Source organism: Arthrobacter bambusae (assembly GCF_030812595.1).
Taxonomy (GTDB): domain Bacteria; phylum Actinomycetota; class Actinomycetes; order Actinomycetales; family Micrococcaceae; genus Arthrobacter; species Arthrobacter bambusae_B.
The window spans coordinates 174,221-186,448 of sequence record NZ_JAUSSZ010000006.1 but is presented as its reverse complement, the minus strand read 5'-3'; the positions used below and the strand labels follow the sequence as shown (position 1 = coordinate 186,448).

The window sequence follows — 12,228 nt, the reverse complement described above, 5'->3', positions numbered from 1 at the left end:
CAGTGGAAGTTGTCATGGTGGCGCCCCCGCTGCGATCCTGCAAAACTGCGGAGAGGTACGGGGCTGCACCACCCGCATGAAACGAAGGGATTCCCACATGGCTCGGATTGGCGAGAGCACGGATCTGCTGAAGTGTTCTTTCTGCGGAAAGAGCCAAAAGCAGGTTCGGAAGCTGATTGCCGGGCCCGGCGTGTACATCTGCGACGAGTGCATCGAACTCTGCAACGAGATCATCGAAGAGGAACTCGCCGAAGTATCGGATCTTGGTAGCTTCGAGTTGCCCAAGCCGCGGGAAATCTTCGACTTCCTCCAGGAATACGTCATTGGCCAGGAGCCCGCGAAACGATCCCTCGCCGTCGCGGTCTACAACCACTACAAACGCATCCAGGCAGGCCACGCACCGAAGACCGGCCTGGGTGAAGGCGGACACCACGAAGATGTCGAGATCGCCAAGTCGAACATCCTGCTCATCGGTCCCACCGGCTGCGGCAAGACCTACCTGGCACAAACCCTGGCGCGTCGCCTGAACGTACCCTTCGCCGTCGCCGACGCCACGGCGCTGACCGAGGCCGGATACGTCGGCGAAGACGTCGAAAACATCCTGCTGAAGCTCATCCAGGCCGCAGACTACGACGTCAAGAAGGCCGAGCAAGGCATTATCTACATCGACGAGATCGACAAGATTTCGCGCAAGAGCGAGAACCCCTCGATCACGCGCGACGTCTCTGGCGAAGGCGTGCAGCAGGCACTCCTGAAGATCCTTGAGGGCACAGTGGCCTCGGTTCCGCCGCAAGGCGGACGTAAACACCCGCATCAGGAATTCATCCAGATAGACACCACCAACGTGTTGTTCATCGTGGCCGGCGCTTTCGCTGGGCTCGAGGAGATCATTGGATCGCGTTCAGGCCGTAAAGGCATCGGCTTCGGGGCCCCGCTCAATGAGGTCAAGGACAACGCGGACAGCTATGGCGAAGTCATGCCGGAGGATCTGCTCAAGTTCGGGCTGATTCCTGAATTCATCGGGCGCCTGCCTGTGATCACCACCGTGTCCAACCTCGACCGTTCCGCGCTCATCCAAATCCTGTCCAAGCCCAAGAACGCCCTGATCAAGCAGTACCAGAAGATGTTCCAGCTGGACGGCGTCGAGCTGTTGTTCGACGATGACGCCCTTGACTCGATTGCGGACCAAGCCCTTGAACGCGGCACCGGAGCGCGCGGCCTGCGCGCCATCTTGGAGGAAGTCCTGCTCCCGGTGATGTTCGACCTGCCCAGCAGGGACGACATCGCCAGCGTTGTCATCACTGCTGACGCAGTGAACAAGAAGGGCCAGCCCACCATGATCGCGCATGAGGTCATTGCGAAGCGTCGGAATAAGTCCGCCTAGCCCGCGGTTTGCATCATTGGTGCCGGATGCGCCCCTTGTGGAAAACCAGTCCGGCCAACCGCGTCCCCTTATTCCTATCTGAGGAGTTCCCTGTGCCCGAGCAGACCGCCAACAAGGTTGATTTCTGGTTCGATCCCATGTGCCCTTTTGCCTGGGTGACATCACGTTGGATCGGTGAGGTCGAGGATGTCCGCGGCATCGAGACCAACTGGAACGTCATGAGCCTCTCCGTCCTCAATGAAGGCCGCGATTTGCCTGCTGAATACATGGAGAAAATGAAGCTCGGCTGGGGACCTGTCCGTGTCATCATTGCCGCCAGCGAGCTGCACGGACACGAGTACATCAAGCCGCTGTACGACGCGATGGGTTCCCTCATCCACCACGAAGGCATCAAGGATTTCGCCGAGGTCATCTCCAAGGCCCTCGCCGAAACCGGCCTCCCCGCCGATCTGGCCCGTTTCGCCGATTCCGAGGAATACGATGCCCAGCTGCGCGCCAGCCACGAAGCGGGGATATCCCTGGTGGGCCAGGACGTTGGAACCCCGGTGGTAGCAGTCAACGGTACGGCCTTCTTCGGCCCGGTCCTCACCCGTATTCCCCGTGGCGAGGAAGCCGGCCGGATCTGGGATGCCACTGTCACGTTGGCCGGCTACCCGCACTTCTTCGAGCTCAAGCGCAGCCGTACCGAAAGCCCGGAATTCAACTAGCCTGAACCGTGGCGGCCGGTTGAGCGGCAGCCACGGTTATTTCAGGAATCGCGAGGTCCTACGGTCCGCGAGGATTTTCCCGTTTGTCTGGCAGCCAGGGCAATATTGCAACGCGGTGTCGGCAAAGGAAACCTCGCGGATGGTAGTCCCGCACACGGGGCAAGGCTCTCCCGCCCTGCCATGAACCCGCATGGTGGTCCGCTTCGTGTCTTTCAGTTCGCTCGAGGCTTTCCCTACTGCGGCGGCCACCGCTGCACCCAGGACCTTTTCGATGGACTCATAGAGGACTTGCGTTGTTTCCATGTCCAAGGACTTGGCGATCGCGAACGGAGAAATCCTGGCTGCGTGCAGTATTTCATCGCTGTAGGCGTTGCCAATGCCCGCCATGACGCTTTGGCTCCGCAGCAGTCCCTTGATCTGGTGGGAGTTGCCGGAAAGGATCCCTGCCAGGGTTTCCGCCGTGAATTCGGGACTGAGCGGATCCGGGCCGAGCGTCGCGATGCCGGGAACATCGAAGGGGCTGCGGACAACGTAGATAGCCAGGCTCTTCTTCGTGCCGGCCTCGGTGAGGTCCACACCAACGTGCGTTTCGCCGTCGTTCTTGGTGAAGGCGAGCCTCGCGGCAATATTGCTGCCGCCCATTTTCAGCTGGGCCTGGGAGGGCTGTTCGGTGTAGCGCAGCCACCCGGCCTTGGCGAGGTGGAAGACGAAATGGATTCCGTCGGCGTCGAGGCTGACAAATTTTCCGAACCGTTCAACCCCCGTGATCTTGCGCCCCTCCAAAGCCGAGTAGGGCGGATCGGCCGTCTTGAGCACGGCAAAGGAAGTGATCTGGATCTTCGTCAGCTCGGCATCGAGCAGATTCCTGCCCAGGAAGGCAGTCAGCCCGGCCACTTCGGGAAGTTCTGGCATAGCAAACACTGTGCCACAAAGCATCCCGGCCCAGAACCCCGGAAGCCCGCCACGAAGCTCGCGAATTACAGCCCAGTAGTTCCGGAAGAGGGGTTGTGCTGACCCGGGGGCAGGTCAAGAATAGAAGTTACCCACTTCGAAAGAAGAGGGACACGGAAACCAGAGATTCAGTGATATGCATCTGACGCAGCCTTCGGCAAAGTTGGATGCAGGCTACCAGTGACGAGGTAGGAAGACCTGAAAGTCCGCGGATTCCGCCAGACTGTCAAGACGTCACCAGACAGCCGAAGAGTCGAAGCCCCACCAACGGCTAAACGCTGATGGGGCTTCCCCTTTGCCCTTGAAACTACCGGGCCCCTCGAAACTACGCCTGGGCGGGCTCCTCGGCAGGTGCCAGGACCACGTCGCTTACCGTGAGTTCCCCGTCCCCGGCTACCAGCGAAATCTCCTGCGCGTTGGCCGCGGCCTTCAGGTCTCCCAGTCCGGCTTCCAGCTGTGCAACAAACGACTCGGTGGCGGTGATGGTGGCCGAGAGGACCTCGGTGCGCTGCTTGACCTTCGCCTCGGACTTGGCCTTGCGGATGCCGCTCAGCGCGATGCCGACAGTGCCCAGCATGGTGGTGTCGCCGTCGAGGATTTCCACGGCTGCCGGCCACGCCGCGCGATGGACTGAACCTGCGCGCCACCAGCTCCAGACCTCTTCGGTGGCGAAAGGCAGGAACGGCGCGAACAGACGCAACAGCGAATCCAGCGTCGTGGCAAGGGCAGCAAGCACGGATGCCTGTTCGGCCTCGCCGGCCGCACCATAGGCGCGGTCCTTGATGAGCTCCACGTAGTCGTCCGTGAACTGCCAGAAGAACGACTCAGTGATCTGCAGGGCGCGGGCGTAATCGTAGTTGTCGAATGCCTTGGTGGACTGGGCCACAACGTCGGCCAGCTGAGCCAGCAAAGCCCGGTCCAGGGGGTTGCTCAGGACGGACAGATCCTCGCCGACCACCGAGTTCTCCGTAGCTCCCAGGTTCAACACGAACTTGGAGGCGTTGAGCAGCTTGATGGCCAGGCGGCGCCCGATCTTCATCTGGGCGATCTCGTAGGCCGTGTCCGCACCGAGCTTGGCGGACGCAGCCCAGTAACGGACCGCGTCGGAGCCGAATTCGTTCAGGACATCGGTGGGAACAACCACGTTGCCCTTGGACTTGGACATCTTCTTGCGGTCCGGGTCCAGGATCCAGCCCGAGATGGCGGCGTGCTTCCACGGCGCGCTGTTCTGCAGGGCATCTGCCCGCACAACCGAGGAGAAGAGCCAGGTGCGGATGATGTCGTGTCCCTGCGGGCGGAGGTCGAAGGGGTAGACCTTGCCGAACAGTTCCTCGTCACGGCTCCAGCCGCCCACGATCTGCGGGGTCAGCGAAGACGTGGCCCAGGTGTCCAGGACGTCGGCGTCACCGATGAAGCCGTTGGGCTGTTCGCGCTGGGACTCATCGAAGCCCGGGGCCGCGTCCGCCGCGGGGTCGACGGGAAGGGACTCGTCGGAGGGCAGGATGGGGTTCGCGTAGTCCGGGTTGCCCTGGGCGTCCAGCGGGTACCAGACGGGGATGGGTACGCCGAAGAAACGCTGGCGCGAAACGAGCCAGTCACCGTTCAGCCCGGAGATCCAGTTCTCGTAGCGGGAGCGCATGAAGGACGGGTGGAAGTCGATCTCGTGTCCGCGGGCGATCAACCGTTCGCGGCGGTCCTCGTCCCGGCCGCCATTGCGGATGTACCACTGGCGCGACGTGACAACTTCAAGGGGCTTGTCGCCCTTCTCGAAGAAGTTCACGGGGTGGGTGATCTTCTTGGGCTCGCCATCGAGCAGATCGGCGGCAATGAGAAGCTCAACCACCGCCTCCTTGGCAGAGAACGCCGTCTTCCCGGCAATCGCCGCGTAGGCTTCCTTTCCGGCGTCGGTGGTGATCCACTCCGGGGTCTCCGCGATGATCCTGCCGTCGCGGCCCATGATGGCGCGTGTAGGCAACTGCAGCTCGCGCCACCAGGTGACGTCGGTCAGGTCGCCGAAGGTGCAGACCATGGCGATGCCGGAGCCCTTGTCCGCCTTGGCGAGCGGGTGGGCTTTGACCTCGAGCTCGACGTCGAACAGGGGGGATGTGACAGTCTTGCCGAACAGCGGCTGGTACCGCTCGTCGTCGGGGTTTGCCACCAGCGCAGCGCACGCGGCTAGCAGTTCCGGGCGCGTGGTTTCGATGTAGATCTTCTCGCCGTCAGCAGTGAAGAAGGGGTAACGGTAGTAGGCGCCCGCAACCTCGCGGTCTTCCAGCTCGGCTTGCGCGACGGCGGTGCGGAACGTCACGTCCCACAGCGTGGGGGCCTCGGCCATGTAGGCGTCGCCGGCGTTCAGGTTGGCGAGGAAGGCACGCTGGGACACAGCACGGGAGGTGTCGTCGATGGTGCGGTACGTCAGGTCCCAGTCAACGGACAGGCCGAGGGTCTGGAAGAGGTTCTCGAAGACCTTCTCATCTTCGACGGCGAGTTCCTCGCAGAGTTCGATGAAGTTCTGGCGCGAGACGACGTCGAAGTCGCGCTGGTTCTTCGCCGGTTGTGCCGGCGGCCGGTAGTCGGCGTTGTAGGGAATGGCGGGATCGCAGCGGACACCGTAGTAGTTCTGGACGCGGCGCTCGGTGGGCAGCCCGTTGTCGTCCCAGCCCATCGGGTAGAACACGTTCTTGCCGGTCATGCGCATGTAGCGTGCCTGGACATCCGTCTGCGTGAACGAGAACATGTGGCCCACGTGGAGCGAACCGGATGCGGTGGGCGGGGGAGTGTCGATCGAGTAGACCTGCTCCCGGGTGGTGTCCGGGTTGAACTTGTAGGTTCCTTCGTCCAGCCAGCGCTGCGTCAGGGCAGCCTCGAGGCCTTCAAGGGCCGGCTTGTCGGGAACGTTGATGGGGGCGGTGGCGGGCGTGTCTGTACCCTGCGTTGATTCAGCCATGCGCCAATTGTTTCACGGCCCCCTTTGTTCCGTGGCATGCGGGCGTGCAGTAGCATGCGGGCCATGACCGACCTTAAGGATGTTTTGGCTATCAAGCGCGTCTATGACGAAGCAGCCGACGACGACGGCTACCGGGTTCTCGTTGACCGCCTCTGGCCGCGAGGCATATCCAAAGAACGCGCCCGTCTGGATCTCTGGCTCAAGGAGATCGCGCCCTCGCCGCCGCTGCGCACCGAGTTTGCCCATATGCAGGAGCGGTTCGAGGAATTCCGCCGCTCATACCTGGCCGAACTGGAACAGAATCCCGCCGTGGAGCAGTTGCTGGAGCTGGCGGCCGGGAAGAAACGCCTGACACTGCTCTTCGGCGCCCGCGATCCTGAAGTCAACCACGCCCGCGTGCTGCTGGAATTCTTGCTGGGTGTCCGCTGAACCGCGTTAGGGTTGGTGCCATGACTGAGCGAGTACAGACGAAGACCGCAGTAGTGACCGGCGCCAGCACGGGAATCGGCGAAGCAACCGTGCGGGCCCTCACCGCGGATGGATGGAAAGTATTCGCCGTCGCACGCCGTGCGGAACGGCTCGAGGCGCTCGCCGCCGAGAGCGGCGCCGTGCCGTTCGCCGCGGACATCACCAACGACGACGACGTCGCGGCCTTGCTCTCTGCCGTCACCGAGGCCGGGGGAGCAGACACACTCATCAACATCGCCGGCGGTGCACGGGGTGCGGACACTTTGGCCAATGCGCAGACCGAAGACTGGGACTGGATGTACCAAGTCAACGTGCTCGGCACTCTGAAGCTGACCCGGGCCTTCCTGCCGATGCTTCGGGCCAACGGCGAGGGCACCGTTTTGAACCTGACGTCCACCGCGGCACTCACGGCCTACGAGGGCGGCGGCGGATACAACGCGGCCAAGTTTGCCCAGCACGCCATGACCGGAGCCCTGCGCCTCGAGGAAGCCGAAAACAACATCCGCGTTATCGAAGTTGCACCCGGCCTCGTCCGCACGGAGGAATTTGCCCTTAACCGCCTCGGCGACGCGGACGCCGCCGCGAAGGTGTATGCCGGCGTCGAGAAGCCGCTCACGGCCGAAGATGTCGCCGACGTCGTCAAGTACGCGGTTTCCTTGCCGCACCACGTCAACCTTGACGAGATCATCGTCCGTCCTGTTGCGCAGGCCGCCACCCATAAGTTGATCCGCAAGGGGTAGCTTGTCGGCGTCGCGCGCTTGGCTGCCTTCAAGTGGAGCTCGCGGCTCCGCTGCCGCTAGACTTGTGGCACAAGCCTTGACCCGGACATCACCGGTGAGCTTCCGGAAGAACGCCCCCGCCACCACGGGAGTCAGTAGAACCGGACGGGTAAGCCCGTCACAGCAGCAATGAGCGGCCGACGCCGGAGCAGCTTCCCTTCCAGGGGAGCAGCGCCAGCGGCGGTAAGTGAGGTGGTACCGCGGTACCGGCACGGTTGGAAACAACGCGGCTGGCGCCGTCCTCGCATCCTGAATGAAACTTTGTGTTCACCGGCTCAACCCAGGATGTAGAGATGACGTATTACCCCAAGGCCTCCACAGCACCCTCAGGCGCAGCTCCGTCCGGCACCTCCCGAGGGGTGTCCGCTTCCGTGAAGTTTCCGGAGATCGAAGAGCGCATCCTCAAGTACTGGGATGAAGACGGCACCTTCCAGGCCAGTATCGACCAGCGTGATGCGGGCCGCGATGGCAGCAACGAGTTCGTCTTCTACGACGGTCCTCCCTTCGCCAACGGCCTTCCCCACTACGGCCACCTGCTCACCGGCTATGCCAAGGACCTGGTAGGCCGCTACCAGACCCAGCGCGGCAAGCGCGTCGAACGGCGCTTCGGCTGGGACACCCACGGCCTGCCCGCCGAACTCGAAGCCATGAAGCAACTGGGCATGACCGACAAGACCCAGATCGAAGCGATGGGCATCGATAAGTTCAATGACGCTTGCCGCGCCTCGGTGATGAAGTACGCCAACGAGTGGAAGGCCTACGTCACGCGCCAGGCCCGCTGGGTGGACTTCGACAACGACTACAAGACGCTGAACGTCGAGTACATGGAGTCGGTCCTTTGGGCGTTCAAGCAGCTCCACGAGAAGGGCCTCACCTACAACGGGTACCGCGTCCTGCCGTACTGCTGGAAGGATGAGACGCCGCTCTCCAACCACGAGTTGCGCATGGATGACGATGTCTACAAGAACCGCCAGGACCAGACCGTCACCGTGACCTTCCCCATCAAGGCAGGGGAGTCAGAACTCTCCAAGTCCCTTGCAGGCGTGCAAGCGCTCGCCTGGACCACCACGCCGTGGACGCTGCCCACCAACCTCGCGCTCGCCGTCGGGCCTGACATCTCCTACGCAGTGCTTCCGGCCGGTCCCAACGGGATCAAGGCAGCCTCCGCGGAAGCTCCGGTGACGGGCAGCTTCCTGCTCGCCGCCGATCTGCTGGGCACCTATGCCAAGGACCTAGGGTACGACGACGGTGCTGCCGCCACCGCCGCTGTCACCGCCAGCTACACGGGCGCCCAGTTGGCCGGCCTCGAGTACGAGCCGCTGTGGGACTACTTCTCCGATACCGAGAAATACGGCACGCAGAACGGCTGGCGGATCCTCGTGGCGGACTACGTGACCACCACCGACGGTACGGGCATCGTCCACCAGGCCCCCGCCTACGGTGAGGACGACCAGAAAGTGTGTGAGGACGCGGGCATCCCCGTGGTCCTGTCCGTCGACGAAGGCGCCAAGTTCCTCCACCTATTCGCGCACGGACCCCTCGCGGAAATTTCCGGCCTGCAGGTCTTCGAAGCGAACAAGCCCATCACGCAGGCTCTCCGCGCCGAAGGTCGTTTGGTTCGCCAGGCGAGCTACGAGCACAGCTACCCGCACTGCTGGCGCTGCCGCAACCCGTTGATCTACCGGGCTGTGTCTTCCTGGTACGTCGAGGTCACCAAGTTCAAGGACCGGATGTCCGAACTGAACCAGGAAATCAACTGGATCCCGGGCAACGTCAAGGACGGCCAGTTCGGCAAATGGTTGGCCAACGCCCGCGACTGGTCCATCAGCCGCAACCGTTACTGGGGATCACCCATTCCGGTATGGCAGTCCGATGATCCCGAATACCCGCGCACTGACGTCTACGGCTCGCTCGCCGAACTGGAGGCCGATTTCGGCCGCTTGCCGGTGAACAACGAAGGCCAGGTTGACCTGCACCGGCCGTTCATCGACGAACTGACCCGGCCGAACCCGGACGACCCCCGCTCACCCGAAGAGGGCCAGTCCACCATGCGCCGGGTCGAGGACGTTTTGGACGTCTGGTTCGATTCCGGCTCCATGCCCTACGGCCAGGTGCACTATCCGTTCCAGAACGAGGAATGGTTCGACACCCACAACCCGGCCGACTTCATCGTCGAGTACATCGGGCAGACCCGCGGCTGGTTCTACATGCTGCATATCCTGTCGACGGCACTTTTCGACCGGCCGGCCTTCCGCAATGTGATCAGCCACGGAATCGTCCTTGGCTCCGACGGGCAGAAGATGTCCAAGAGCCTGCGCAACTACCCGGACGTCTCCGAGGTCCTGGACCGCGACGGCTCGGACGCCATGCGCTGGTTCCTGATGTCCAGCCCCATCCTGCGCGGCGGCAACCTCGTGGTCACCGAACAGGGAATCCGCGACGGCGTCCGCCAGGTCATCCTGCCGCTGTGGAACGTGTACAGCTTCTTCACGCTGTACACGAACGCTTCTAACGCAGTGGATGGAAAAGCGGCCGGCTACGACGCCAAGCTGCGTTACGACGGCTACACGGACACCCTGGACCAGTACTTGCTTGCAAACACCGGTGACCTCGTCCGCAACATGACGGCCAGCTTGGACGACTACGACATTTCCGGGGCCTGCGATGAACTGCGCAGCTACCTGGACATGCTCACCAACTGGTACGTCCGCCGCAGTCGTCAGCGCTTCTTCGACGAGAACACCGACGCCTTCGACGCCCTCTACACGGCACTCGAGGCTGTCTGCCGTGTCTCCGCATCGCTGCTCCCCTTGGTTTCCGAGGAGATCTGGCGCGGCCTGACCGGTGGGCGCTCCGTGCACTTGGCCGACTGGCCCGAGACAAGCCTGTTCCCGGCAAACCCGGATCTCGTGAAGGCCATGGACCGTGTCCAGCAGATCTGCTCCACCGGTTCCAGCCTGCGTAAGGCAGCCAACCTTCGCGTGCGCTTGCCCCTGCAGGAACTCACTGTGGTGGCACCCGGCGCTGACGCGCTGGAAGGCTTCGCCGCCGTCGTCGCGGACGAACTGAACCTGCGCTCGGTCCGGCTCCTGGACGCCGCGACGGCGTCGCCGGAAGAATTCGGCATCGAGCAGAAGCTCGTGGTCAATGCCCGCGCGGCAGGTCCGCGCTTGGGCAAGAACGTCCAGCAGGCCATCAAGGGTTCCAAGTCCGGCGACTGGTCTGTTTCCGATGCCGGTGTGGTCACGGCGGGCGGCCTCGAGCTGGAACCGCAGGAGTACACGCTGGAGACCGTCGTCGCGGAGTCTGCCAACGGTTCGTCCGCGGCCGTAGCCGTCCTTCCGGGCGGTGGCTTCGTGGTCCTGAACACCGAGGTCACTCCGGAGCTGGCGGCCGAAGGCCTGGCGCGCGACATGGTCCGCGCCATCCAGCAGGCTCGCAAGGACGCAGGACTCAACGTCAGCGACCGCATCCACACCACGGTCCTGGCTGTCCACGACGTCGTTGACGCATTGCGTGCCAATGAAGACCTGGTCAAGACCGAAACCCTGTCCCTCAAGCTCGACCCTGTCGTCTCCGGCGACGCGGCCGAGCCGCAGATCACCGTTACCAAGATCGAGGCCTAGTACATGAGCGACGAATTCTCCGTAGAAAGCGTCTACGCCGAACTTCTGGGCCGCGCCCCGGAAAACAAAATGGAGCCGCGGCTTGCGCCCCTGTACCGGGCCATGGACGTGCTGGGGGAGCCCAACAAGGCCTTCCCGATCATCCACATCACGGGCACCAACGGCAAGACATCCACCGCCCGCATGATCGAGGAGGGGCTTCGCGCCCACGGCTTGAGCACCGGACGCTACACGAGTCCGCACCTTTCGAAGGTCACCGAGCGCATCAGCATTGACGGCGAGCCGGTTTCGGACGAGACCTTTGTCCGGATCTGGGACGAGATCCGTCCGTACCTGGAGATCGTGGACAAGGAACTCGAGGCCGAAGGGCAGCCCCGCCTCACGTACTTCGAGTGCCTCACCATCCTCGGCTTCGCCATCTTCGCGGACCAGCCCGTCAATGTAGCGGTCATTGAGGTAGGCCTGGGCGGCATTACCGATGCCACGAACGTAGGTGACGGACAGGTCTCCGTGGTGACGCCGATCTCGCTTGACCACACGGACCACCTCGGCGACACCACTGAGGACATCGCCCATGAGAAGGCCGGAATCATCAAGCCCGGCGGCTTCCTGATCAGCGCGGCCCAGCCGGTGGACGCCGCACAGGTGCTCCTGGAGAAGGCGCGCGAAGTAGGCGTGCCGTTCCGCTTCGAAGGGGTCGAATTCGGCGTCGAATCCCGCAGCGTGGCCGTCGGAGGCCAAGTGCTGACCATCCAGGGACTCGCGGGCCGCTACGAGGACGTGCTGCTGCCCTTGCACGGCGCCCACCAGGCCGAGAACGCGGCAGTCGCCCTTGCTGCCCTGGAGGCTTTCTTCGGTGGAGGTGAAAAAGAGCTCGACGGCGACCTCGTGCGCGAGGCCTTCGGCAACGTCACCTCGCCCGGCCGCCTCGAGGTGGTGCGCACCGCTCCCACGATCATCGTTGATGCCGCCCACAACCCTGAAGGCATCCGTGTCTCGGCTGAGGCAATCGAAGAGGCTTTTACCTTCAGCAAGCTGGTGGTGGTCCTCGGCGTCCTGAAGGAAAAGGACGCGGAAGAAATCCTGCGGCAGCTCAAGGAATCCCTGGGCGGACTGGCAGAGGAGTTCTGCTTCACGCAGTCCAGCTCACCGAGGGCCATCCCTGCAGCGCAACTGGCCGATCTCGCCGTCGACCTTGGCTTTGGTGCGGACAACGTCCACATTGCCGAGAAGCTGGATGACGCGATCGAGTGGGCCGTCGAACGCGCCGAAGCCAACGATGACCTGGCTGGCGGAGTACTTGTCACAGGTTCCATCACCGTGGTGGCCGAAGCCCGCATGCTCCTTGGGAAGGCAGGTTCCTGAC

Annotated in this window: 8 protein-coding genes; 6 read left to right on the top strand and 2 right to left on the bottom strand. The window is 63.2% G+C overall.

What is annotated here, in order from left to right:
* Positions 1-97 precede the first annotated feature (97 nt).
* Both clpX and J2S96_RS10410 read left to right on the top strand, forming a co-directional pair.
* The gene (gene clpX / locus J2S96_RS10415; RefSeq protein ID WP_306862699.1) at positions 98-1,384 is read left to right on the top strand and encodes an ATP-dependent Clp protease ATP-binding subunit ClpX; all 1,287 of its coding nucleotides are present in this window, start codon (positions 98-100) and stop codon (positions 1,382-1,384) included.
* A 92-nt stretch (positions 1,385-1,476) separates the two neighbouring features.
* On the top strand, positions 1,477-2,091 hold the full coding sequence (locus J2S96_RS10410) for a mycothiol-dependent nitroreductase Rv2466c family protein (RefSeq protein ID WP_370873071.1): 615 nt from the start codon (positions 1,477-1,479) through the stop codon (positions 2,089-2,091).
* A gap of 36 nt (positions 2,092-2,127) precedes the next feature.
* Here J2S96_RS10410 and J2S96_RS10405 read toward each other — a convergent pair whose 3' ends face one another.
* Both J2S96_RS10405 and valS read right to left on the bottom strand, forming a co-directional pair.
* Positions 2,128-3,003 carry a DNA-formamidopyrimidine glycosylase family protein gene (locus J2S96_RS10405; RefSeq protein ID WP_306862697.1) on the bottom strand — a complete coding sequence of 292 codons (876 nt, stop codon included), beginning with the start codon at positions 3,001-3,003 and terminating at the stop codon, positions 2,128-2,130.
* 364 nt (positions 3,004-3,367) lie between these two features.
* The gene (gene valS, locus J2S96_RS10400) at positions 3,368-5,989 is read right to left on the bottom strand and encodes a valine--tRNA ligase (RefSeq protein WP_306862695.1); all 2,622 of its coding nucleotides are present in this window, start codon (positions 5,987-5,989) and stop codon (positions 3,368-3,370) included.
* Between the two features lie 63 nt (positions 5,990-6,052).
* Between valS and J2S96_RS10395 the strand changes: the two genes are divergently transcribed.
* The 4 genes from J2S96_RS10395 (at position 6,053) to J2S96_RS10380 (ending at position 12,227) form a co-directional block, all read left to right on the top strand.
* Complete coding sequence (locus J2S96_RS10395) at positions 6,053-6,418, top strand: DUF488 domain-containing protein (RefSeq protein ID WP_306862693.1); 366 nt, start codon at positions 6,053-6,055, stop codon at positions 6,416-6,418.
* A 20-nt stretch (positions 6,419-6,438) separates the two neighbouring features.
* Positions 6,439-7,197, top strand: a complete 759-nt coding sequence (locus J2S96_RS10390) for an SDR family oxidoreductase (RefSeq protein ID WP_306862692.1) — start codon at positions 6,439-6,441, stop codon at positions 7,195-7,197.
* 332 nt (positions 7,198-7,529) lie between these two features.
* Positions 7,530-10,862 carry an isoleucine--tRNA ligase gene (ileS, locus tag J2S96_RS10385; protein ID WP_306862690.1) on the top strand — a complete coding sequence of 1,111 codons (3,333 nt, stop codon included), beginning with the start codon at positions 7,530-7,532 and terminating at the stop codon, positions 10,860-10,862.
* Positions 10,863-10,865: 3 nt separating this feature from the next.
* Positions 10,866-12,227 (top strand): bifunctional folylpolyglutamate synthase/dihydrofolate synthase, encoded by a 1,362-nt coding sequence (locus tag J2S96_RS10380; RefSeq protein WP_306862689.1) that lies wholly within the window; start codon positions 10,866-10,868, stop codon positions 12,225-12,227.
* Position 12,228 lies beyond the last annotated feature (1 nt).

Excerpts from the sequence above, each read along its gene's own strand:
- J2S96_RS10380 (WP_306862689.1), top strand. The coding sequence starts at position 10,866 with ATGAGCGACGAATTCTCCGTAGAAAGCGTCTACGCCGAACTTCTGGGC.
- J2S96_RS10395 (WP_306862693.1), top strand. The coding sequence starts at position 6,053 with ATGACCGACCTTAAGGATGTTTTGGCTATCAAGCGCGTCTATGACGAA.
- ileS (WP_306862690.1), top strand. The coding sequence starts at position 7,530 with ATGACGTATTACCCCAAGGCCTCCACAGCACCCTCAGGCGCAGCTCCG.
- clpX (WP_306862699.1), top strand. The coding sequence starts at position 98 with ATGGCTCGGATTGGCGAGAGCACGGATCTGCTGAAGTGTTCTTTCTGC.
- J2S96_RS10390 (WP_306862692.1), top strand. The coding sequence starts at position 6,439 with ATGACTGAGCGAGTACAGACGAAGACCGCAGTAGTGACCGGCGCCAGC.
- J2S96_RS10405 (WP_306862697.1), bottom strand. The coding sequence starts at position 3,003 with ATGCCAGAACTTCCCGAAGTGGCCGGGCTGACTGCCTTCCTGGGCAGG.
- valS (WP_306862695.1), bottom strand. The coding sequence starts at position 5,989 with ATGGCTGAATCAACGCAGGGTACAGACACGCCCGCCACCGCCCCCATC.